At 72.6% G+C, this 22673-nt stretch carries 22 protein-coding genes and 1 pseudogene; 13 read left to right on the top strand and 10 right to left on the bottom strand.

Features of this window, described 5'->3' with window-relative positions; all coding sequences use genetic code 11:
* Positions 1-211: 211 nt before the first annotated feature.
* Positions 212-514: a hypothetical protein gene (locus PV343_RS16345; RefSeq protein ID WP_319147633.1), complete on the bottom strand. Its 303-nt coding sequence runs from the start codon at positions 512-514 to the stop codon at positions 212-214.
* 162 nt (positions 515-676) lie between these two features.
* Here PV343_RS16345 and PV343_RS16340 point away from each other — a divergent pair, with 162 nt between their 5' ends.
* Positions 677-1276 (top strand): lytic transglycosylase domain-containing protein, encoded by a 600-nt coding sequence (locus PV343_RS16340; RefSeq protein WP_319147632.1) that lies wholly within the window; start codon positions 677-679, stop codon positions 1274-1276.
* 160 nt (positions 1277-1436) lie between these two features.
* On the opposite strand, the gene PV343_RS16335 is transcribed toward PV343_RS16340, so the two are convergent.
* Together PV343_RS16335 and PV343_RS16330 are read right to left on the bottom strand one after the other, a co-directional pair.
* Complete coding sequence (locus tag PV343_RS16335; RefSeq protein WP_319147631.1) at positions 1437-2558, bottom strand: hypothetical protein; 1122 nt, start codon at positions 2556-2558, stop codon at positions 1437-1439.
* 494 nt (positions 2559-3052) lie between these two features.
* Positions 3053-3538, bottom strand: a complete 486-nt coding sequence (locus tag PV343_RS16330; protein WP_319147630.1) for a MarR family winged helix-turn-helix transcriptional regulator — start codon at positions 3536-3538, stop codon at positions 3053-3055.
* A 179-nt stretch (positions 3539-3717) separates the two neighbouring features.
* Here PV343_RS16330 and PV343_RS16325 point away from each other — a divergent pair, with 179 nt between their 5' ends.
* From PV343_RS16325 to PV343_RS16295, 7 genes are all read left to right on the top strand, one after another.
* Positions 3718-4848, top strand: a complete 1131-nt coding sequence (locus tag PV343_RS16325) for a PP2C family protein-serine/threonine phosphatase (RefSeq protein WP_319147692.1) — start codon at positions 3718-3720, stop codon at positions 4846-4848.
* 135 nt (positions 4849-4983) lie between these two features.
* Complete coding sequence (locus PV343_RS16320) at positions 4984-5877, top strand: STAS domain-containing protein (RefSeq protein ID WP_319147629.1); 894 nt, start codon at positions 4984-4986, stop codon at positions 5875-5877.
* Positions 5874-6284 carry an STAS domain-containing protein gene (locus PV343_RS16315; RefSeq protein ID WP_319147628.1) on the top strand — a complete coding sequence of 137 codons (411 nt, stop codon included), beginning with the start codon at positions 5874-5876 and terminating at the stop codon, positions 6282-6284. The genes PV343_RS16320 and PV343_RS16315 overlap by 4 nt, the downstream gene beginning before the upstream one ends.
* On the top strand, positions 6281-6742 hold the full coding sequence (locus tag PV343_RS16310; protein ID WP_319147627.1) for an anti-sigma regulatory factor: 462 nt from the start codon (positions 6281-6283) through the stop codon (positions 6740-6742). The genes PV343_RS16315 and PV343_RS16310 overlap by 4 nt, the downstream gene beginning before the upstream one ends.
* A complete protein-coding gene (locus PV343_RS16305; protein ID WP_319147626.1) occupies positions 6739-7053 on the top strand; it encodes a hypothetical protein in 315 nt (104 codons plus the stop codon). Before PV343_RS16310 ends, PV343_RS16305 begins: the two co-directional genes overlap by 4 nt.
* The gene (locus tag PV343_RS16300; protein WP_319147625.1) at positions 7050-8798 is read left to right on the top strand and encodes a PP2C family protein-serine/threonine phosphatase; all 1749 of its coding nucleotides are present in this window, start codon (positions 7050-7052) and stop codon (positions 8796-8798) included. The genes PV343_RS16305 and PV343_RS16300 overlap by 4 nt, the downstream gene beginning before the upstream one ends.
* 34 nt (positions 8799-8832) lie before the next feature.
* On the top strand, positions 8833-10020 hold the full coding sequence (locus tag PV343_RS16295) for a PP2C family protein-serine/threonine phosphatase (protein WP_319147624.1): 1188 nt from the start codon (positions 8833-8835) through the stop codon (positions 10018-10020).
* Between the two features lie 34 nt (positions 10021-10054).
* On the opposite strand, the gene PV343_RS16290 is transcribed toward PV343_RS16295, so the two are convergent.
* From PV343_RS16290 to PV343_RS16270, 5 genes are all read right to left on the bottom strand, one after another.
* Complete coding sequence (locus PV343_RS16290) at positions 10055-10585, bottom strand: MarR family winged helix-turn-helix transcriptional regulator (protein ID WP_319147623.1); 531 nt, start codon at positions 10583-10585, stop codon at positions 10055-10057.
* A 168-nt stretch (positions 10586-10753) separates the two neighbouring features.
* Positions 10754-11953, bottom strand: a complete 1200-nt coding sequence (gene fabV / locus PV343_RS16285; protein ID WP_319147622.1) for an enoyl-[acyl-carrier-protein] reductase FabV — start codon at positions 11951-11953, stop codon at positions 10754-10756.
* Between the two features lie 112 nt (positions 11954-12065).
* Positions 12066-13463: a phosphatase PAP2 family protein gene (locus PV343_RS16280; protein WP_415923495.1), complete on the bottom strand. Its 1398-nt coding sequence runs from the start codon at positions 13461-13463 to the stop codon at positions 12066-12068.
* 294 nt (positions 13464-13757) lie between these two features.
* The gene (locus PV343_RS16275) at positions 13758-14423 is read right to left on the bottom strand and encodes a hypothetical protein (RefSeq protein ID WP_319147621.1); all 666 of its coding nucleotides are present in this window, start codon (positions 14421-14423) and stop codon (positions 13758-13760) included.
* A 146-nt stretch (positions 14424-14569) separates the two neighbouring features.
* Positions 14570-14908: an ANTAR domain-containing protein gene (locus tag PV343_RS16270; RefSeq protein WP_319147620.1), complete on the bottom strand. Its 339-nt coding sequence runs from the start codon at positions 14906-14908 to the stop codon at positions 14570-14572.
* A gap of 110 nt (positions 14909-15018) precedes the next feature.
* Between PV343_RS16270 and PV343_RS16265 the strand changes: the two are divergent.
* Positions 15019-15244 (top strand): annotated as a pseudogene (locus tag PV343_RS16265) (hypothetical protein); the annotation flags it as partial.
* 10 nt (positions 15245-15254) lie between these two features.
* Here the strand turns inward: PV343_RS16265 and PV343_RS16260 are convergent.
* The gene (locus PV343_RS16260; protein WP_319147619.1) at positions 15255-16463 is read right to left on the bottom strand and encodes a phospholipase D-like domain-containing protein; all 1209 of its coding nucleotides are present in this window, start codon (positions 16461-16463) and stop codon (positions 15255-15257) included.
* Between the two features lie 276 nt (positions 16464-16739).
* Between PV343_RS16260 and PV343_RS16255 the strand changes: the two genes are divergently transcribed.
* The 4 genes from PV343_RS16255 (at position 16740) to PV343_RS16240 (ending at position 20717) form a co-directional block, all read left to right on the top strand.
* On the top strand, positions 16740-18515 hold the full coding sequence (locus tag PV343_RS16255; RefSeq protein WP_319147618.1) for a diacylglycerol kinase family protein: 1776 nt from the start codon (positions 16740-16742) through the stop codon (positions 18513-18515).
* Entirely contained in the window at positions 18516-19469 is a 954-nt protein-coding gene (locus PV343_RS16250; protein ID WP_319147617.1) for a YihY/virulence factor BrkB family protein, read from the top strand.
* On the top strand, positions 19470-20243 hold the full coding sequence (locus tag PV343_RS16245; protein ID WP_319147616.1) for a phosphatase PAP2 family protein: 774 nt from the start codon (positions 19470-19472) through the stop codon (positions 20241-20243). It abuts the gene before it with no gap.
* A 144-nt stretch (positions 20244-20387) separates the two neighbouring features.
* Positions 20388-20717 (top strand): ANTAR domain-containing protein, encoded by a 330-nt coding sequence (locus PV343_RS16240; protein ID WP_319147615.1) that lies wholly within the window; start codon positions 20388-20390, stop codon positions 20715-20717.
* Between the two features lie 68 nt (positions 20718-20785).
* Here the strand turns inward: PV343_RS16240 and PV343_RS16235 are convergent, their stop codons facing one another.
* Positions 20786-22444 (bottom strand): penicillin-binding transpeptidase domain-containing protein, encoded by a 1659-nt coding sequence (locus PV343_RS16235; RefSeq protein ID WP_319147614.1) that lies wholly within the window; start codon positions 22442-22444, stop codon positions 20786-20788.
* Positions 22445-22673 lie beyond the last annotated feature (229 nt).

Below are 22673 nucleotides of genomic sequence, written 5' to 3'. Positions count from 1 at the left end.
ACGGAATCCGCCGCCCCTACCTCGGGTTGGCGCCGGAAGACAGAGCGCGGGCCGGTGGGCAGCGGCGCGAGGCGGGGCCCGGACCGGCGGGCAGCGGGGCGTAGGCGGGCCCCCGGGCCGGCGGGAGGCCGGGCGCGACGGGACCGGGCCGGTGGGCAGCGGAGCGAGGTGCGCCGTCGCCCACGCGGGCCGGTCCCCGACCCCGGACCCGTCAGGCCTCGCGGAAGTAGTGACCCTTGTCGAGGTCGTCGAGGAGGCCCGGCTCGACCGGCTCCCAGCCCGTCAGCTCGCGGGAGAGCGCGCTGGAGGCGGCCTGGTCGGCGGCGAGGACGGGGGCCAGCCGGCCGAAGTGCCCGGCCGCCTCCTCCGGCGTGACGGCGGCCGTGGGAACGTCCAGGTGACGGCCGATGACCTCGGCGATGTCGCGCAGGGTCATACCCTCGTCGGAGACGGCGTGCAGGGTCGCCCCCGCCGGCGCCTCCCATGGCGTCCGGGACACCTTCGACGCGCTCAAGGCCGTGACCTCGGGCCGGTGATCCACCGGCCCGTCCGGACGCGCGGCGGCGGGGGAGCGGTGGCGGGAATGAGCGGTGGCCGCGCGGGCACGCGCACCCCAGGACGATGACGGCCCCGCGGCCCGCGCGGCGCCGGGCGGAGACGGGGAGGCGACCCACGGATGGCGGAGCGATCGACGGCCGTGTCACGGCGAGAGGCCCGGCCGGCGGGTGGCGGTGACGTCCGCACGCCACCGCTGCGCCCGGGCCGCTACGATCCGGCCGACTACACCGCCGCCGTGGTGCGCGCAGCCGAACAGGCCGGAGTGACGCCGCTGCTGGTCATGACCGTGCTCCACAACGAGGGGTACAAGCCGCACCACCCGCTGCTGGAGCGGCTGTGGCAGTGGTGGAAACCCGGGGCGTCCTTCGGCCTCGCCAACATGCACCGGGCCACGTTCGAACGGGTCCGGCGGGCGCACGGCCTGTCCGAACGGTGGGAGGACCTGCGCGACGACCCCGCCTTCGCCATCCGGGCGGCAGCGCTGCACCTGAAGGACCTCGACCGCAGCCTCCCGGAGCGGCACGTGCGCCGCTACACCCGCGACGAACTGCTCGCCCTGGGCTACAACACGGGCGACCGCAACATGCGGGCCTTCGCCCGGGGTGTCCCGCCGGGTCCCATGGCCCGGTCCTACCTGCGCCGGTTCCGCGCCTACCGGACCCGTGCCGCCGAGATCCTCGCGGACCGCGACGAAGCGTGCGAGGAGCCGGCCGGCTGAGGCGGGCACCCCGAGTCCTTCATCAACCCGCCGTTCGCACAAGTCCGTTGACGTTCCTGTTCGGGCGATCGGCGGGTCGTGCCGCCGCCTTCGGTGCGCGGGTGCCGCCGCCCGCACCGGGCCCGGCGGCGCGCCGGTGCCGGCCGTGCCACGGCCGGCATCACTGCGCGGGCGTGCCGGAGTCCGATCCCCCTGCCAGCCGCAGGGTGGCCAGGCTCACCAGCCCCGCCAGGACGCCGAAGGTGAGGGCCGCCGGGACGCCCTCGCCGAGGTGGGAGAACACGTACACGGGCCCCCACACCGCGCGCGTGTCGTCCACGGCCATGTGCAGCACCTGTGAGGCCAGCAGTCCCAGCACGGTCGCGCAGACCGCGCCCACGGCCATCGCCGGCACGGTGGGCCGGGTGAGCAGACCCGGCAGCAGCCGCAGCGCCCACCACACGACGGCCAGCACGAGCACGTCGGCGGCCCGGTACAGCAGCCAGTCGCCGAGCGGGGCGGTGCCCGGCCCCGACCAGCCGCCGAGCAGCAGCCAGGTGCGCAGCAGGTCGCCGGGCTCGGACAGCAGTCCTCCGCCGTCGAACGAGGTCTGGATCCGGGCCGCCACCGACTGGTACGAAAGCACCACCAGGGACAGCGCGACCAGGGCCGTTCCGGCGCTCGCCGCCAGACGGGCGGCCCGCGGCGGAACTTCGCGCCGTGGCGGCGGCTCCGTCCCCTTGAGGGCGGTATGGGCCACCAGTACCGTGATCGGGGCGGTCACCAGCGCCGCGAACACCACCACGGGACCGCTCGACGCGACCACGGACGCCAGTTGTGGCAGGACCCGGAAGCTGCCGTGGCCCCGCGACGCGATCAGCCAGGGCGCGGAGACCGTGACGGCCAGCGTCCCGGCCACCGGCCCCCAGGCCCACAGCGCGAGCAGTGTGGCCGGCGTACGGCCCCGCGCCGGCGGCAGCCTGCGCACCAGCAGCAGTGCTCCGGCCAGGAAGAACACGAACACCGCCACGTACCTGATCTGCATCGCGGTGCTGTAGAGACCGGTGTACTGGCCGTCACCACCGGGGGCCGGGTCCCCGCCCCCGCCGGACAGCGACACCGCCGGCGGATCGTACGACCAGGGCACGAGCCACCGCCGGATTTCACCCGCCGACTGGGGGTCGAACACGCGTGTGGTGCCCCGCAGTTGCAGGGCCAGGTCACTCGCCCCCGCCCACCACAGGAACACGGTGAGCAGCAGACTTCCGACCACCGCCGGTATCAGTGCACGTCGGTAACTCATGCGCGCCCCCGCCCTGGACCTGAATCCGCCTGCGTACGGATCAGCCGAAGAGTAGGGGGTGATGATCGCACGCGACACGCGGTCGGCCGTATGCCGGGGCCCGCAGGGGGCTTCACATGCCGGCTCGCGTCCCGATCGTCCCGGTGTCTCCTCACACCGAGCTCGCGCACACAGCGACTTAAGCACTCAAGCCGTGAAGCACTGAAGGACCGAAACGCTGAGCGTGCCCGAAGTCACCCGGGTCCTGGTCGGGCACCGGAGTGCCGGTCGGCGGGCAGGGTATCCGGAAGCTTGCCGGCGGCAAGGACCGGCCACAGGACAATGTTATGCGCGAGCAACTATTGCCGTTTGACAATTATGGTCGGGAGGCAAGAAAGTAGCGGCGTCATACTGCATGGGGAAGGATCTGCAATGTTCCGGTGGGCGGAGACGACTCCGTGCGCCGGGCGTCCGGGCCCCGCTGCGGCGTGGCGGCCGGTGGCCCGGCCCCGGGTTCAGGCCGTCCTGTCCCCGGTGTGCGTGGCGTTGTCGTGTATCTGGGACGCTGCCGCGTCGCAGAACGCCTCGAGACCCGCGAGGAACTGGATCCGCTTGGCGGCGGGCATCAGTTCCAGCACCGCCTGCAACTCCTGCTCCCGTCGTGCGCGCAGGTCGTCGAGGAAGGCGCGGCCGCGGTCGCTGAGGTGCAGCCGCACCTCCCGCCGGTCCGAAGGACTGATCGCCCGCTCGACGAAGCCCGCGGCCACCAAGCGGTCGCAGAGGCGACTGGTGGACGGCGGCGTGGAGGCCAGGGAGTCGGCGAGGGAGCGCAGGTTGATCCCGTCCTGGTGCTCGAGCATCAGCAGGACGCGCATCTGGGACGGTGACGCCGGTGCGGTCGAGGCCCGACCCCACAGGACTTCCAGCAACTCCACGGCCGTCAGCGTCACGCGCGCGACTTCGACGGGCTCGGGGCGGGGGCGGAAGACAGTCACCGTCACACTCTCGCAGGCACCTGGGACGGTTGCCAGCGTACTAGGTGCGGGAAGCGGCAAGAGATGTCGGGACGACCGGCGCGCCCCGACCCGCGCGGCCCCGTCGTCTGAACCCGTTCCTGTGTGTCCCTCGAAGGATTGGTGTTTTTAGGATCGTGAACAGATTTGTGACCGCTGAGCGTGCCATGCGCACGGCGGCCCCGCACGAGGTGCTCGACGCGGTGCGCCGGGTCCTCCTGGAGGAGTACGCGGCGCTGACCGTCCAGCTGTACCTGGCCGACTACGGTCTCACCGTCCTGCAGCCGGTGTCCGTACTGCCCGAGACCGCGGATCCGGTGTCGGTGCACAACAGCCCCGCCGGCCGGGCCTTCGGCGCGCAGGAGCCGTTCCTGGAGCAGGTCCGCGGCGGTGGCGTGCGCGCGCACCTGCCGGTCACCGTGCGCGGAGACCGGCTCGGCGTCCTGACGGTCGCCCTGGCGGACGAGGAGGAGGCGCGTGGCCTCCTCGGCGAGCTCGCCGAGATCGCGGAGGTGCTCGGACACGAGGTGCTCGTGGCCGAGCGTGACACGGACGTGTACCTCCGGGCGCGGCGCAGGGACCGGCTGACGCTGGCCGCCGAGATGCAGTGGCAGCTCCTGCCCGGCCGCTCCTGCGCCCGGCCCGAGTACGAACTCGGCGCGCAGCTGGAGCCGGCGTACGCGATCTACGGTGACAACTTCGACTGGTCCGCCACCGCCGACCGCCTCATGCTCTACGTCACCAACGGCATGGGGGAGGGCATAGAAGCCTCGCTGCTGACGAACCTCGCCATCAACGCGCTCCGCAACGCCCGGCGGGCCGGCATCGCCATCGACGACCAGGCCGCGCTGGCCGATCAGGCGGTCTACGCCCACTACCAGGGACGCTGCTACCTCTCGGTGCTGATGTTCGACTTCGACCTCGCGACGGGCCGGGCGAAGCTCGTGGACGCGGGATCGCCGCAACTGCTGCGGCTGCGCGACGGTGTGGTCGAGCGGGTCACCTTCGAGGCGCAGCTCCCGCTGGGGATGTTCGAGGAGACCGACTACGTGACCCAGGAGTTCCAGGCGGAGCCCGGCGACCGGCTCGTGTTCGTCAGCGACGGTGTGTACGAGGCCGCCTCGCCCGCGGGGGAGACGTACGGCGATGCCGCCCTGGCCCGGGCGATCCTGTCCACGCGGCTGCTGTCGGCCGCCGAGGTGCCGCGCGCCATCCTGCGTGAGCTGACCGGCCATCGCGGCCAGCCCGTCCCCAAGGACGACGCCCTCGTGGTCTGTCTGGACTGGCACGGACGCTGAGGCGCCGACCACGCGCCCGAATGTGTCGATGCTGTGTCGTTTCCCCGGCGCATGCGGAGCCAATACTTGTCATGTGGCAATAATTGGCGGAGCCTGTGCCGGTCGTGGCGCGGCAACCTGTTCACAAGGGAGACGATGCGGGTGTCGGAGCAGCCAGCGGCCGAGTCGGCGGCGCGGAGGCTGGGGGACTTCCTGGAGAGCCGCCGCGAGCAGATCGCCCAGCGCTGGGCGGACGCGCCCCTCTTCCGCACGGTCTTCACCGTGTCCCGCGACGAGGCCGTCGAGGCCTGCAAGACCGTGGTCGACGCGCTGGCCGACGTGGCGTGGAGCGGACGGCTCGAGGACATCGCGGCGCCGGGGTTCGACGCGGCGCGCGAGCAGCTCGGGCGCATGGCCGCCGCCCGCTCCCACCGGGGATCCACCCCGGCCCAGATCGCGAACGAGGCCGCCGGCCTGCGCGTGCCCGCCGTCGAACTGCTACGCGCGGAGACCCACGGGCAGGACGGTCCCGAGGCGCGGGACGTCCAGCTCGCGCTGACCCTGCTGTTGGGGACCCTGCGCCTGGTGATCATGGAGACGACGGTCGACGCCGGCGAGGAACTGATCGCCCGGCAGCGCCAGCAGCTCCTCGAAGTGGCCACCCCGGTCATCAGCCTCTGGGAAGGCATCGTCGCCGTCCCGCTGATCGGCACGCTGGACAGCGCCCGCAGCCAAGTGGTCATGGAGACGCTGCTGCAGGCCATCGTGGAGCAGCGGGCCCGCTACGCCATCCTCGACATCACCGGCGTCCCCACCGTCGACTCGCTCGTCGCCCAGCACCTGATGAAGACGGTCGCGGCGGCCCGCCTGATGGGCGCCGAGTGCATCGTCTCCGGCATCCGCCCGGCCATCGCGCAGACCATCGTGCACCTGGGCATCGACCTGAGCCCGGTGCTCACCCGCAGCTCACTGTCCGACGCCCTGGCCTACGCGCTCGACCAGGGCGACGCCGGGATCGCGCCCCGTACGGCCGGTGTGACCCCGCGATGACCATCCCCCACCCGGGGCACCCGGCCGCGGTGCCGATCCTGGCCCTGGAGGGCGTCCTGCTGGTCACCCTCCAGGGGGAGCTGTACGACGGCGCGGCCGAGCAACTCCAGCAGGACATCGCCCACCGCCTCGCGGGCAGCACGGTGACCGGCGTGGTCATCGACGTCTCCGGCGTCGAGATCGTCGACTCGTTCCTGGGGCGCGTCCTCGCCGAGATCGCCGCCGGCGCCCGCCTGCTGGCCGCCCGTACCGTACTGTGCGGGATGCGGCCGGCCGTGGCGATCACCCTGGTTGAGCTGGGCCTGACCCTGCCCGGCCTGGTGACCACGCTCGACGTGAACCGGGGCCTCGAACTGCTCCGGCAGGGCGCCGGCGCCGACCCGGGCGGTCCCGAGGGGGGTACGTGACCCTGACCTCCCACCCCGCCGCTCCGACCAGCCTGCCCATCGGCTCGGACGCGGATCTCGCATGGGTCCGCCACCAGGTGCGGCGGCTGGCGGGCGAACTGGGCTTCGGGCTCGTCCAGCAGACGAAGCTGGTCACCGCGGCAAGCGAGCTGGCCCGGAACACACTGATCCACGGCGGTGGCGGACAGGCGGAGATCACCCCCCTGGCCGACGGCCCCACCCGGGGTCTCCGGCTGGCCTTCGCGGACACCGGACCCGGCATCCACGACCTCGACCTCGCGATGACCGACGGCTACACGACCGGCAACGGCCTGGGGCTCGGCCTGAGCGGAGCCAAGCGGCTGATGGACGAGTTCGCCGTCGACACCCGGCCCGGGGAGGGCACCGTCGTCACCGTCACCGCCTGGGTCACCGGCACCGGCACCGGCACGCCCGACGCCCGTAGGGTGTTCCGATGACCCGCGTCCGGGACATCCCGGTGCACGGCTCCACCCGGGTCCGGGCCGTAAGCGTGGCGACCGAGGAGGCCGCCGGAGGTCCCGGGGTGCAGTTCGTCGCCCTCGGCCACGGCCCCGGCGTCCCGGACGTCGCCGCGGCCCCGCGCGACGGCCGCACCACCGGCGAGGCGTCCCTCGGCGAAGTGCTCACCCGTGGCCCGGCCGTGGTCGCGGCGACCGTCCTGCGCGACATCATCAGTGCCGCCGGCCCGGTGCGCGACGACACCTGTGTGGCGGTCCCGGCCGCCGACCACCCGGCCGGGCGCCCGTGACCCCGCTGGACGTCCGTGACGTCACCTCCGCCGCCGCGGCCGTCCGCGCCCGGACGCTCGCCGCGCACCTCACCTCCGCGCCCGGCGTCCCCGCCGTCGAACGGGCCCGCTTCCTCACGGCGCTCACGGCCCGGCTGCGCGAGTGCCTCGGCACCGGAGGCGCGGAACTCACCTTCACCGTGCGGCCGTCGGCGTCCGGCGCGACCACGCTCGTAAGGGTGGTGGGAAGGCCCCTCGCACCCGAGCCGCACGGCGCCCCGCCCTGGCAGCTCGCCGTGGCCTGCCCCGGCCCCCCGCCGCAGGACCTGCCGTGGGCGGACGCGGACGACAGCACCCACGCCGAGGCGGTCCTGGCCGCGGACGAGGAGATCGCGCCGGTCCTGCGCCGGCTGGACGAGGCGGAGCGGCAGCTCCGCCTGCACCGCGAGGAACTGCACCAGACCAACCAGGGCGTGCTGGCCCTGCACGCCGAACTGGACGCGGCCGCGCGCATCCAGCACGACCTGCTGGACGCCGAACGGGCGGCGCGCGGCGCGGCCGAGAAGGCCAGGCGCCTGCTGACCTTCCTCGGCGACGCGAGCGCGGTCGTGACCGCGTCCCTCGACCAGGAGGACATCCTGCGATGCCTTCCCGGACTGCTCGTCCCCGAGTACGCGAGCCAGGTCGACGTATGGCTCTTCGACGAGCCGCCGGGCGCGAGCGGCGCGCACTCCGCCGCGGCCGTCACGGCCGCCCGCCTCGACCGTCCGCAGCACGCCGGGCCGCACCCCGGCGGCCTCCCGGGCGTCGACGACCTCCCGCCCTCCGCGCTGTCCCCGGACCGGCCCCTGCTGTGCCTGCCCCTCACCGTCCGCCGCACCTCGGGCGTCCTGACCCTGACCGCCCCGGGCGACCGCTTCGACGCGGACACCAGCGTGATGCTGGTCGAACTGGCCCAGCGCACCGCCATCGCCCTGGACAACGCCCGCCGCTACGAGCAGCACCGGGACACCGCCGAGACCCTGCAACGCGCCCAGCTCACCGAACTGCCCGCCACCGAGAGCCTGCGCCTGGCGGCCCGGTACCTGCCGGCCACCCGCGGGCTCAACATAGGCGGTGACTGGTACGACGCCTTCCCGCACCCCGACGGCAGCCTGCTGGCCGTGGTGGGCGACGTCACCGGACACGGCCTGCGCGCCGCCGTCATCATGGGACAGCTGCGCACCGCCCTGCGCGCCTACGCGATCGAGGACCACAGTCCCGCCCGGATCCTCACCCGCCTGCACCGCATGCTGCGCCACCAGCAGCCCCACCTGTACGCGACCGCCGTGATCGCCCGCTTCCGGCCCGGTGACCCCCACGTCGTGTGGGCCGCCGCCGGGCACCCTCCGGCCGTCGTCCGCGCACCCGGTGGCGCCGTGCGGGTCCTGGACACCCGGCCCGGCGTCATGCTGGGCGTGCCCCTCGACTGCGTGTACGAGGAACACACGGCCGAACTCCCGCCGGGATCCACCCTCGTCCTCTACACCGACGGCCTGGTGGAGCGGCGGGCGCACGGCATCGACCCGGGCATCGAACTGCTCGGCCACGCGCTGGCCGCACTGGACGAGTCCGCACTGGACGACCTCGACGGAAGCGCCGAGGCGTTGCTCAAGCCCCTCCTGCACGACCACGAACGGGACGACGACGTCTGTCTCCTCCTGTGCCGTACGTCTCCGCCGGCTCCGGCCGCACCGACCCACCGGAGCGGGACCGGATCGCGATAGCGTGGAGACCCCAAGGGGAGAGGGTGCAGACGCCGTGAACGCCTCGGATCAGGTCCCGTCCGCGGAAGCCCAGCTGCGCGCGGTCCCGCCGCACGCCCTGGTGGACGCCGCCGCCCGTCTGCTCACGGAACGCTTCGGCGTCCGGGAGGCGACGATCCTCCTCGCCGACTACGGCCTGACGGTCCTGCAACCCGTCACCCGCCTGCCGCACACCGGCGATCCGGTGTCCGCGCACGACGGCCCCGCCGGAACCGCCTTCACCACCCAGGCACCGGTGGTGGAAGTCACCGCCGACCCCGACACACAGCAGGTCCACCTGCCCATGTCCGTCCGCGGCGACCGGCTCGGTGTGCTCTCCGTCCGGGTGCCGACCACCTCGGCCGACCCGCGCACCGTGCTCCGGCTCGGCGAGTTCGCCTCCGCGCTGGGCCACGAAGTCGTCACCGCGGGCCGGGACACCGACCTGTACCTCATGGCCCGCCGCACCCGCCGCCTCACCCTCGCCGCGGAGATGCAGTGGCAGCTGTTGCCGGGCCGGGGGTGCGCCCGGGACGAGTACGTCCTCGGCGCCCACCTGGAGCCCGCGTACGCCATCGGCGGCGACAACTTCGACTGGTCCACCAGTGCCGACCACCTCATCCTCACGGTCACCGACGGCATGGGCCAGGGCATCGAGGCCTCCCTGCTCACCAGCCTCGCCGTCGGCGCGCTGCGCAACGCCCGCCGCGCCGGCATCGGCCTCGCGGACCAGGCGTGCCTCGCCGACCAGGCCGTCTTCGCCCAGTACGGGGGCAAGAGGTACGCCTCAACGCTGCTGCTGCGCTTCGACCTCGCCACGGGCACCGTCGTGGCCGTGGACGCCGGATCCCCGCAGATCTACCGTCAGCGCGGTGCCGCGATCGAACGCGTCGAGCTGGAGGCCCAGCTGCCGCTCGGCATGTTCGAGGAGACCCAGTACGAGGAGCAGACCTTCCAGGTCGAGGCGGGCGACCGCCTGGTCGTCATCAGCACGGGCGTGCACGGCACCCGGTCGGCGACCGGAGAGGTGTTCGGTGAGGGCGTCCTGCGGCAGATCATGGGCGCGACCCGCCAGAGCTCGCCCCACGAGGCGGCGCGCTCGGTCGTCGCGGGACTGATGGAACACGTCGGCGAAGAGGGGCTCGGTTCGGACGCCGCGGTCGTCTGCCTCGACTGGACCGGGCGCGAGGGCCGCGCAACCTAGACCGTGTCCGCGGAGTCCCGCCCACCGACACGGCCTAGGGCCTCTCGTCCGGCGCGCTGAGGAAGGCCCTCATGCCACGGATCAGCGCCGAACGGTCCCCGGGCTCCATCTCCCTCAGCACCCCGGCCAGGGCCTGGGCCCGTCTGCCGGCCACGTCGGCCAGCACGTGCCGTCCCTGAGGCGTGAGCGTCAGCAGAACCTCACGGCGGTCGCGCGTGTGCAGCACCCGTTCCAGCATCCCCGCCGCCTCCAGCCGGTCGCACAGGCGGCTGGCGGTGGGAAGCCCTATGTCGAGGCGTTCCGCCAGCCCTGTGAGGTTCAGCTCCGGTGTCGCTTCGAGGGCCCTGAGCGCCCGCAGTTGGTGGAGGGACAACCGCAGGGCCGCCTCCTGAGCGGCCACGGACCACAGGGTCGCGAGACGTTCCACGGCATCAGCGATCGCGTACGCGTCGACGGTCGGATTCTCACCCGAACCCTCAGCACGGTCGTCTGCGCCGCCGGGAAGAGTCACGAGCGCGTCACTTTCAGTAAGAGCCGGTGGTGCGGGTACAAGCCCATAATCCATCGGCCTACCCGAGGATTCGGAGCGCAAGCAGGGTTTGTGCGGGATGACTACCCGACCGCGACCCACCCGCCCCGACGGGCGTGCCCCGGTTCCCCCGTCCGGTCCCCTGCCGCGTCCGCGCACCGCGCCCCCCAACGAGGCGCGCGGTGCGGACGGCACCGTGCCGGCTCAGCCGCCCGCCGGCCAGGAAACGGTGGTCTGGGCGGGGGAGTCGTAGTCGGTCCCGTCGACGTGCCAGCCGTAGAGCCGGCCGACCTCGGCCCTGAACCAGTCGGTGTCCGCCAGTTCGGCCAGGGTGCCGGTGGTCGCGGCGGTCCAGCGCTCGTGGACGGCGGCCTGGACCTTCTCGTCCATCTCCCAGCCGTCGAGGCGGATCCGCTGCTCCTCGTCGAGCTCGAGCGGCGCCGCGCCGGTGAGCTGCCGCCACAGGGCGGCGGCCTGCTGGTCGGTGCTCTGGAAGTCGTCGCCGAGGACGGCGCGGAGCAGCGTGGTGTACAGGGCGATGGACGGGATGGCCGTAGACGCCTGGGTGACGGCCGCGCCGGCGACCACGGTGTGCGCCTGTCCGCCGAGCGGGGCGAGGTCCCGCTGGAGGCGGCGCGCGGTGTCCTCCAGGTGCTGCTTGGCCGCGCCGATGGTGCCCGCCCGGTAGATCGGTGCGGTCAGCTCGGAGCCGACGTAGGAGAGCGCCACGGTGTGGAAGCCCTGCCGGACGAGGCCGCGGTCCGCGAGGGCGTCGATCCACAGCTTCCAGTCGGCGCCGCCCATGACCCGCACGGTCGCGTCGCACTCCACCTCGGTGGCGGGCTCGAGTTCCAGGGCGCCGACGAGCGCGTCGTCGCCGTCGAACTGCAGCGTCTTGGCGCGGTAGGCGGAACCCAGGGGCTTGATCACCGAGTGGTGGATCTCGCCGGTGACGGGGTCGGTGCGGCGGGGCGCGGCGACGCTGTAGACGAGGAAGTCGATTTTGCCGTACCGGGCGGCGAGATGGTCGAGGGCCTGCTCCTTGGCCGCGGTGGAGAAGGCGTCGGTGTTGAGGAAGGCGAAGTCGCTGTCCGGTCCGGCGAGCGCCGCGGTGCGGGCCGTGCGGTACCAGCCGGCGGAGGCGGTGCGGCGCTCGGTCTCGGGGGCCTCGAAGGCGATGCCGAGTCCGCGCATCCCGTAGGTGCGCAGCGCGGCGACGGTGGCGGCGAGGCCGTAACCGGCGCTGGAGCCGATGACCAGGGCGACCGGTCCGTCCGGGTCGGCCGCGGCGGCGGGTGCGGGGGTGCGCTGCCACAGCTCGTCGACGACGGCGGCGCAGCCGGCGGGGTGGGCGTTGACGTAGAGGAAGCCTCGGTTGCCGGGCTTGATCTCGCGGAGAGCCATGGAGTTCCTTCGTGCGCAGGGCCGGTCAGGTCTCCATCCTGTCCGGTCGAACCGGGACCGGGGTGTGACGACATGCTCCAGGGTCGGCCCGGGAATCTTGTCGGTGCCGCACTCACACGGGCTCGGGTTGCGGCTCCGGTAGCGGCGTCGGCGCGGTGGCGGGTTCCCACAGTCTGGTGGTGCGGACGTAGCCGTAGATCACCGATGCCATCGCCAGAATGAGAAGCGGCCCGAACAGCCAGGGAATTCTGGCCATTTCCAACGGCAGGTAACGGTACGACATCAGGAGTGCGGCGAAGACCGCGGCCGAATAGAGGACCAGCCGGACTCCGGTCCGGTCCCAGCCGCGCTCGTGCGAGCGCAGGGCTGTTTCGATCATGAGCGCGAACACCACGCCGGCGACCAGATCCGCACCGTAGTGGTAGCCGAATCCCAGCGTCGCGGTGAGGGTGGCGACGAGCCAGAACGTGCCCGCGAACCGCAGGAGTCGGGGGCCCTTGCGGGAGTGGATGAAGATCGCGGTCGCCCAGGCGGTGTGCAGGCTGGGCATGCAGTTGCGCGGGGTGATCCCGTCGTAGAGCATCGGGCGCGGGGTGTCGATCGGCGGCGGGGTGTCCGGCCAGAGATCGGCCACCGCCCAGTGCACGCCCCCGGTTCCGGAGGCACCCGGGCCGTAGGCGAAGACCGGTCCGACCATCGGGAAGAGCATGTAGATGCCGGGGCCGAGGAGTCCGATCAGCAGGAAGGTGCGCACCAGATGGTGGCGCGGGAACCGGCGTTCCGCCGCCACGTTGCGCAACTGGTAGAGCGCGACGACGATCGCGGCCACCGCGAGCTGTGCGTAGACCAGGTCCAGGAGATGGGTGCCGACCGGGCCGGTGGCCCTGACGATCCGGCCCACCAGCCACGACGGGTTGCCGAGCGCCTGGTCGGCGGTCGCAACGTACTGGTCGAGCACCGTCGGCCGGGACTTCGCGGTGATGAGCAGCCAGGTGTCGCCGGTCTTGCGGGCGGCCACCAGCAGCATGCCGAGGCCGACGCCCTTGAGCAGCAGGACGCGTTCGGCGCCGGAGCGGCGGGTCACGGCGATGAACGCGCAGCCGAGCATCACCCACAGGGCGCCGGTGCCGAAGTAGTGGTCGTCGTCCATCCTGGCGTCGAGAGCCCACCGCACCGCGAGGAGGGTGACGTCGATGCCGACGGCGACGCCGGCGGCGATGAACCGTTGCCGCCAGGTGAGCACCACCATCATCAGCGCCAGGCCGCCGTACAGCGGCCCCGGTTTCGGGGCGAATATCAGCCCGTCCACCTGGGTGGTGATCGGTCCCGGTTCGCCGTAACGCCGTGCGAACAGCTCCAGAACGGTGAGGACGCCGAGAGCGGCCACACCGGCCGCGGCCCACAGGAGGGTTCGCCGTTCACGCCATGCGGCCCACTCAGCTCTGTCGTTAATGCGCGAAATCAATCGCGACGCTCTAGATATCAATTGTTGGGCCGATTTGTTCGACATGGGTGGAATAAAAGCCACGCGAGGACTGTAATCAACGCGAGATCGAACATGTTATCGGAGCGGTCCCGTGGCGCCTACAGGCACAGGAGTCGGGGACTTCGGTCGGCTTGTTCCTGTTCTTCCTTCGCCTCCCAGCCTGCCCGGCACGGGGCCGGCGGACTCCTGCCGTCACGGGTGGTGCGGCCTCGGTGGAGGCGCGCGATGCCGTCCCCGCGCGGCGGGCCGCGCCCGCCAACCGGTGGCGGGCGCGGCCCTGTCCGAAACACGTCCTCGATCCCCGAGGCGCGGGCGGCGTCAGTGCCGTGGGGCAGGTGAGCCGGCGGGCACGCCCCGTGCGGCGCTGCGGCAGATGCTGATGCCGAGGGCGAGCAGCCAGTAGCTGAGGATCGCGCCCATCAAGGCGGTGCTGCCCCAGCCGTTCGCCGCGTAGAAGTGCGCGGGGGTGTTGCCGAAGAACAGGGACGGTACGAACAGCAGGTTGACCCCGGCGAGGACGAACGCGGAACGGCCGGTCCAGCGGGGCAGCAGGTGCGCGCGGGAGATGCCGTAACCCACGGCGCTCAGGAAGAGCGCCAGCATGAGACGGCCGATCGAGCCGTAGAGGATGTACGTGCCGCTGACCGTGACGGTCGGGTCGACGGGGTGGTCGGCGGCGATGACCGCACCCGCCTCGAGCCCGCTGGAGACGAGGGTGACCGTCGTGTAGACCAGCCCGGCGGCGAAGGCCGTCGTGCCGACCCATTCGTGGGCGGGGTCCGCCGCCCTGACGAGTTCGCGGAACGCCGTCACGAACACGATCAGGAACGCCAGCGCGAAGATGCCGATCAGGAGCCGGGCCAAGACGTTCCAGTCCGGCGGCGGCCCGGAGTAGACGAAGTACAGGGGTACTTCGACGATGAGAGCGGCCGCGGTGGCGATGCCCGCGATGCCGGTCAGGTGCCTGGCGACGGTTTCGTTCATGGGGTCCCCCCGGGTGGTCGTCCGTGCCCGTGTCGTGGTTCCTCGTCGGCCGCTGACCGACTACGCCCATGCTGCCGCTCCCGGCAGCGCGCGTCGCTGGGCCTGGACCCCCGAACGGGCAGGGGGCCTGACGACACCCTGTTCCCTCAGGGAGCCGAAGCGGGCCTCGGCCGGTTCCGGGTGTCCGCTGGGGAAGCGGACCTGGCGCGCTCCAGCGCCGCGTCCAGCACCTGGTGGAGCGTGGCCGGCAGCCACGTGCGGCGCGGCCACCGCACCAGGTGCTCCGCCACCTGCGCCGGCGCGGTGCCCGTCTGCCGCGAGACCTCCGCCAGGACCTCCCGGCCCGTCTCGGCGTCCACGCCGCCATAGGTGATCACCACCCCGATCGCCTGATCGACGACGGCGTTCTTCCCGAGCGCCCGCTTCAACTGCTCGGCCTGCGCCCGCAGAGCGGCGATCTCCCGCTCCTGATCATCACACCCCATCACGAGGTCCCTCCTCGCACACGCCTCGGACGGCACAGCACTGCCTTGAGTCCGTTTGCCCCGGTTCACGAACCCGCACAACACGATCCGGGTCACAGTCGGTTGGGCGAGTAGCCTTCCTCAGGTCGGTCGGTGCGCTGGAGGCGCGGGAGCGCGGCGCTGTCGACGGCAGGCCGGGGGTCTACTGGCGGCCGGGCTGCACCTGCTGTCTGCGGCTGCGCATGCGGCTGGGCCGCAGCGCCCGGCAGTTGCACCGGGTCGACATCTGGCGCGACCCTGCCGCACACCGACCCCGATCCCGCCCGGGTGCGTGAACAGCTCTCGCGCCCCGCGTGAGCGGACCGGCTCAGAGGAAGCGCCGGATCGGGGTGACGGCGGCCTCCCTGACGCGCTGGACGAACGCCCGTCTTCTCCAGCGGCCGAGGTCGATGTCCACGCTGTGCTCCAGGTCCGCGTCGTAGTCGCGGTCGAGCGTGGCGGTGAACGTCTCGTCCAGGACGGCGAGCATGACCTCCTCGTCGTGCTCCATGGACCGGCGGTTGAAGTTGGTGGATCCGATCAGCGAGGCGACCGAGTCCACCGTGATGATCTTGGCGTGCATCATCGTCGGCTGGTACTGACGGATGCGCACACCCGCCTCCAGCAGCCGCGTGTAGTGGTTCTGGCCGGCCAGCTGGCAGGCACGCTGGTCGGTGTGCGGGCCGGGCAGCAGGATCTCCACGCGTACACCGCGGCGGGCGGTACGGCACAGCAGGTCGACGAAGTAGGTGTCGGGCGCGAAGTAGGCGGTGGCCAGGCGGAACCGCTCCTCGGCGGAGTCGAGCATGACCCGGATGAGGGTCTGCATGTCCTGCCAGCCGATGCTGGCCGAGCCCCGGACGACCTGGACGACGGCCGAACCGGCCTGCTCGTGCTCGACGAACCGGTCGCGGTCGTCGAAGAGCTCGTGGTGGCACTCCGCCCAGTTCTGCGCGAACGCGGCGGCGATGCCGTCCACGGCCGGACCGCGCACCTGGACATGGGTGTCGCGCCATTCGCCGGGATTGCGGGCATCACCGCACCATTCCTCGGCGATGCCGACCCCGCCGGTGTACGCGGTCCGCTCGTCCACGATGAGCGCCTTGCGGTGGCAGCGGTGGTTCTGCTTGAACGGTGACAGCCAGACGGGCTTGCGGAACCAGGCCACCTGCACACCGGCGTCGTCCATGAGGTCCAGCAGGTCCCGCTCGATCTCCTTGGCGCCGAAACCGTCGAGCAGCAGCCGCACCCGGACCCCGGCACGGGCGCGGTCGGCGAGCGCGGCGGCGAAGTCCCGGGCGATCTGACCGCGCCAGTACACGAACGTCATCATGTCGATCGTGTGCTCGGCCGAGCGGATCGCACCGAGCATCGCGGGGAAGATCTCGTCGCCGTTGTGCAGGGGCACCAGCTCGTTGCCCTCCGTGGCGGCCACGCCGATCAGCCGTTCGAGACGACGGCGAAGACGCTGTTTGCGTGCCTCCGCATCGCGCTCGGTACTGCGAGCCGCGGGTGCCGGTATGCCGTCGAGGATCACGCGTGTCTCCAGGTGTGCCAATGCAAGGGGTACGGAGTGGTCGCGGGCCTTCGCAGGAGGCCGGCGACGAGCCCAGGGAGCGGATGCCCGGTGCCCGACGTCTCACTCCCGGCGCCGCACCGACCGTGACCCGCGGCACAACCCCGCCCGCGCGCTCGCCGCGGATCGGCCGGGTGCGCGCCGTCTGCTCTTCGGCACAGCGGGCATACGGCGATGCACCGGGGAGGAACAGCCCCGATGCGTCTCGTCGCAAGCACTGAACCAGAGGGGTGGGCCATGTCGACTGCTGTGCCGGGGAGACCCGCCGGGCTACCGGGTGAAAGAGACACGGGGGCGGCCGTGGCGGCCATAGAGCCCAGCCGGCCGGCGCTGCCGCGCGGGCTCGGCCGGTCCGCCGGGCGGATCGCCGCACTGACCGTCTGTCAGGCGGCCCTCATGGTCGGCCTCGGACTGCTGATCACCGGCCCGGCCCGCACCCTGTGGCCGCTGACGGCCGAGGACAGGGTGAACGAGTCCTTCGTGCGGCTGCGCACCGGCACCCTGACCACCCTGTCCTCGATCGCGTCCGAGGCGGGCAACACCCTGACGGTGATCGCGGTCACCCTGGTGAGCTGCCTGTGCCTGCTCCTCGTACCGCGGCTGCCCAGGTGGCGGCAGGCCGCGTTCCTCGCCCTCGCGGTGTCCCTGCAGTCCCTGGTCTTCCTCGTCATCACGGTGGCGGTCGACCGGCACCGCCCTCACGTGCACCGGCTCGACGGCTCGCTGCCCACGTCGAGTTACACCTCCGGTCACACCGGCGCGGCCACCGCGCTCTACGGCGGCCTCGCGGTGCTGGCGCTGTCCAGGCTGCGCGGACCGTGGCGGGCCGTCGTGGGCTGCCTGCTCTGCGCCCTGCCCCTGCTGGTCGCCGTCGCCCGGCTCTACCGCGGCATGCACCACCCCACCGACGTGGTGGGCGGCCTCGTCAACGGAAGCCTGTCGCTGCTGATCGTCGGCCGCGCCCTGCTCATGGACGGCCGAGTGACCGCCCGCCTCGCCGCCCCCGTCCCCGCACCGGCGCACGCGACAGGCCGGCCGGAGCGGACGCCCGGCCACACCGCCGTGATCCTCAACCCCACGGTCACCGGCCGCACCGACCGCGACGCCCTGCGCCGGGTCCTGGAGCACCACGGCCACCACGCACCGGTGTTCATGGAGACGACCGCCGACGACCCGGGAGGCGGCCAGGCGGCCGGCGCGGCCCGCGACGGCGCGGCCCTCGTGGTCGTCTGCGGCGGCGACGGCACGGTCCGCGCGGCAGCCGACGCCCTCGCGGGCAGCGACGTCCCGCTCGCCCTGGTCCCTTGTGGGACCGGCAACCTCCTCGCCCGCAACCTCGGCCTGCCCCTCGCCCCGGCCGACGCCCTCGACGCCGCGCTGCGCGGCACCCCCCACCGCGTCGACCTCGGCCACATCGAGGGCGACGGCCTGCGCCCCACCCACTTCGCCGCCATGTCCGGTGCCGGTCTCGACGCCGCGATGGTGCAGCGGGCCAACGCCAACGACCGGACCAAGTCCCTGCTCGGCTGGCCCGCCTACGCCATCGCCGTCCTCCAGGTGCTGCGCACCCCGCGCACCGCACTGAGCGTCCGGCTGGACGGCGCACCCGTCCTGCGCCGCACGGCCCGCATGGTCCTGGTCGGCAACATCGGCACCGTCCAGGGCGGCCTGACCCTGCTGCCGAGCGCGGAGCCCGACGACGGCCGCCTCGACCTGCTCATCCTGGACCCGCGCGGCATCGGCGGCTGGCTCGCCGCCCTGCGGACGCTGCTGCGCCCCGGCACGACGGCGTCACCACCGCCGTCCGCCCCCACCGCCGGCGAGCGGCAGGACGACGCGGGCCACGAGGGCGGTGCACCCGTGGAGTTCTTCACCTTCCGGCGCGCCGAGATCACCTTCGACGCCCCCCAGCCCCGCGAACTGGACGGCGACCCGGTGACCGCGGGCCGGCGACTCACCGCCGAGGTCAGGCCGGGAGCGCTGACCATGCTGCTGCCGACCCGGGAGAAGTGAATGGGCACCGCCACGACCGTCCCTGAGACGCGCGACATGACCGGCGAGGAACTGTCCGGCGACGAGGCGTGGGCGGCGCTGCGCCGCTACGGCGGCTGGTCCCTGCTGCGCGACGCCTTCGTCCGCTTCCGGTACGCCGACGGCTTCAGCCACTCCCGGGCCCTCGCCCTGCAGACCGTACTGGCCGTCATACCCCTGGCCATCGCCTTTGTCGGCCTGTCGACCAGCCTGCACACCGAGAGCGTCGGCCGACTGGCCGAACTGACGATCCACCGGATCGCCCAGGGCCCCAGCGCCGACGTCGTCGACGACGCCCTCGACCGCGGCCGGCGCACCGCGGGTGACGGTGCCGCCGTGGCCCTCTGGCTCGGCGCCGCCTTCTCGCTGGTCAACGTCACCACCGCCATGTGCCAGATCGAGCGGGGCGCCAACCGGATCTACGGCAACGAACGCGACCGCCCCTTCCTCCCCAAGTACCTGCGCGGACTGCTGATGTCCGTCAGCGCGGGCCTCCCGCTCGGCCTCGGATTCGTCGTCATGATCGCCGGCGACGACCTCGCGTCCGCCGCCGTGACCGTCTACCACCTCGACGGCAGCGCCCGCACGGCCTGGGACCTCCTGCGCTGGCCGTTCGGGCTGCTGCTCGCGCTGCTCTCCGCGAGTGTCGTCTTCCGCCGCTCACCGCGCCGCATCCAGCCCGGCTACACCTGGCTGGCCTTCGGCGCGGCCGTCTACCTGGTGCTGTGGATGACACTGACCTGGCTGCTCAGCCTCTATCTGGACCTCAGCGGCTCCTTCGACACCATCTACGGGCCACTGAGCGCTTTCATGTCCCTGCTGCTGTGGGCCTACCTGACGTCCATCGCCCTCTTCCTCGGGCTCGCGTTCGCCGCACAGCTGGAAGCGGCGCGCGGTCGCCGTCCGGGCCCGATCCAAGCCGATCCGGGAGTCTGAATGCTCGACCGAACGACCCGGCGGCGCGCGCGTGAACGCCGCCGGCAGGCCGACCGCAGGTACGGGACGCGGCTGCTGGCCGCCGCGGCACTCGCCGCCGTCGCCGTGGTCGGCTTCGCGCTGCTCCTGATCCTGGTCGAGAGCGGATGGCCGCCACTGTCGCGCCTGGACGCCTCCGCCGCGCGGCGCCTGCACGTCTTCGCCCTGAGCCACCACGAGTGGACGGCCGTCCTGCACCTGTTGTCCGACCGGATCTGGGACCCCGTGACGTTGCGCGCGGCCGTCGCGGTGCTGACCGCGTGGCTGCTGTACCGCCGGGCCTGGCGCCTCGCCGCCTGGGCGGCGGTGACCGCGGTGACCGGAGGGCTCGTCGGGCTGCTGACCAAGGCCGTGGTGGAGCGGGCCAGGCCCGCGCTGCCCGACCCCGTGGCCCACGCCCCCGGCTACTCCTTCCCGTCCGGTCACGCGATGACGGCGACCACGTCCTTCGCCATCCTCATGCTGGTGCTGGCACCCCTGCTGCCGCGGGCCTGGCGGATCGCCTGCTGGTGCGTCGCCGTGCTCTCCGTCGTCGGGGTCGGCTTCACCAGGGTCGCCCTCGGCGTGCACTGGTTCAGCGACGTCCTCGGCGGCTGGCTGCTCGGCCTCACCGTCGTCGCGCTCACCGCCTGGCCCTTCGAGGCATGGCGCGCGGACACCGGGCGCGGCCGTACCCCGGTGAGCCAGGGACTCGAACCCGAACTCACCGAGGCCACCCCCGAGCCCCCGGCCTGACAGCAGGTCCCGGGCTCGGACGCCCGTCGCACGCATGTCCTCTTTCCCGCTGCCGGCGTAGGTCCGCCGAAGGGGGGTAGGGGCGCCTCCTCTTCCCTTCTACGAGGCGGTCCTATGCGCTCGTCCACACCGGAGCCCCGCTTCGTGAAGCTCTCTTCGGCCACCGGCCCCGTCACGGACGAGCTGGAACGGTCGGAGCACGCCCGGCTCCGTCGCGCCCTCGCCGCACGGGGCACGATCAACATGGCGGAAGGCGCGCTGGCCGTGCTGGGGCGCCTGCCGATCGGGGAGGCGGGCCTCGTCCTGACGGACGTGGCCCGTCGTCTGCACGTCGACGCCCACCTCGTGGCGGAACACGTGCTGAACCTGGTGCAGGGAATCGCTGTACCAGACGCCGTGTACGGCGAACTCCACCGAGTGCTGGAGGAGTACAGGCCCGACGGGAGGGACGTGGCCGACCGGCTCCCGGAGTGAGCCCGTCGGCCGCGCGCCCCGTCGCTCGTCCTCGACGGGGCGATGACCGGCCGGTACCGGTGCCGGACTCAGCCCCCCGACAGCAGTTGCCGTACGACGTAGCCGGCCGAGTCCACACCGGAACGGCCGCCCTCGACGAGAGCCGCGACCGAGACACGGGAGTCGTAGGCGGTCAGCCAGCCGTTGGTGTGGTCCCCCTCTTCGGCGGTGCCCGTCTTGGCCCCGACGCCCACGAGGCCGCCCAGGCGGGGGGCCGCGGTACCGCTCGTGGCGACGCCACGCATCATCGACTGCAGGTAACCGGCGGTTCGCGGGGAGATGGGCCGTGGGGCGGTGGCCTGGTGCTGCCCGGGAAGGATGACCGGCTGCTCGAAGCCGCCGTTGCGCACGGTCGCCGCCACGGACGCCATGAACAGGGGAGTGGCCGTGACCTTGCCCTGGCCGATGAACTGGGCCGCCTGGTCACCGCCCTCGACGTCCGCCGGGATGCTCGGATCGGTCGTGGCGACCCCGCCGCCGATGGACCAGCTGCCCATGCCGAAGACGTTCACCGCCTCGTCGTGCAGGGCGGAGGCGTCACCGTCGTGCACCAGGTGGTGGAACCCTGCCTTGATGAAGGAGGTGTTGCACGACACGGCGAACGCCTGGGCGAGGGAGGCGGAGGTGTTGACCCGCACACCCGGGTCGTTGTGGAACACCTGGCTGTTGGCCACCACCGAGTCGGTGCACGGTGCAGGGCTGCCCGCCGTCATGCCCGCACGGTCGAAGAGGGCTGCCGCGGTGACGATCTTCATCGTCGAGCCGGGCGACTTGATGCCGTTGATGGCGATGTTCCCGTCGTCGCCCGTGTGTGCGATCGCCAGGATGTGACCGTTGCGCCAGTCGAGCGCCACCGTGCCGGCCGGCTTGCCCTGGAGGTGGGCGTCCTTCACCGCCTTCTCGGCCACGGCCTGCATACCGGCGTCGATGGTCGTCCTGACGACCGGCGCCCGCCCCTTGGCGAAGACCTTGAGCCTCTCCACCACGGTGCCGTCACCGTCGACCACGCCCACGCCCCGGCTCGAACTGCCGCCGGTGGCATGCGCGTTCTGGCCTATGGTCGTCGCGATCTCCCGGAGCGACGGGAAAGAGGACAGCTTCGTCTTCCCGTCGCGCGCGACCACCTTCGCCGTGCCCGCGCCGACCGGCAGCTTGCCCGCGGTCAGCGACTGGCCCTCGCCCAGTCCGGGGTACAGCACCGAGTTGTTCCAGTGGACCGCCAGCGTGCCGTCCGCGCCCTTCAGCACCGCCACCGCGCTCGGGTAGGTCCAGGTGCCACCCGCGACGTGCGCGGTGACCTCGAAATCGACCTTGGTGGCGCCGTGGGTGACTTCGGAGGGGCCGGTGGAGCTCACATGACCGAACGTCAGCTTCTTGAGGTGCAGTCCGCTCGCGTACCCCCGCAGGGCCTGCGTCGCGGTGTCCGGCTGGTCCGTGTCGCTCGCCGCACCGTCGAGATGCCGGCGCGACCAGCTGTCCAGGAACGCGCGGGTCAGCTTGACCGCTTCGGCGTTCGACGGCGGTGAGTCGGACAACGTTGCCGCGTCCAACGTGCCTTCGGCTCTCGGCGGGCGGTCACCCGCCGATCCTGAGGTGAGGCCGTGGACGAGGTTGTACGTACCGATTCCCCCGACGACGAGCAGCGCGGTGCACGTACCGGCGAGGCCGATCTTCACAGCTCTGTTCATGAGCTGGATCGTATGTATGTTCCATGTACGGGTGTGACGGGCATCGAGAGATCGTTACCGGACCGTGTACCGCGACGCGAGCCTCTTCCGGCCGAACGCCGAGGCATCCCGGCCGCACGCTGCTTGCAGGGGCCCAGTGGTCCGGTCGGCCGTGAAGCGCGCTGCCTGGAGGAACACGGTGCGCGCGCCGGGCGGCGTTGAAAAGGTTGAAAGGTCGGGTGTGGCAGGG

This window comes from Streptomyces sp. WI03-4A, from assembly GCF_033792105.1.
Classification (GTDB): domain Bacteria; phylum Actinomycetota; class Actinomycetes; order Streptomycetales; family Streptomycetaceae; genus Streptomyces; species Streptomyces collinus_A.
Note: the sequence above shows the minus strand (reverse complement) of the source record. Positions and strands in the feature narration are given on the sequence as shown.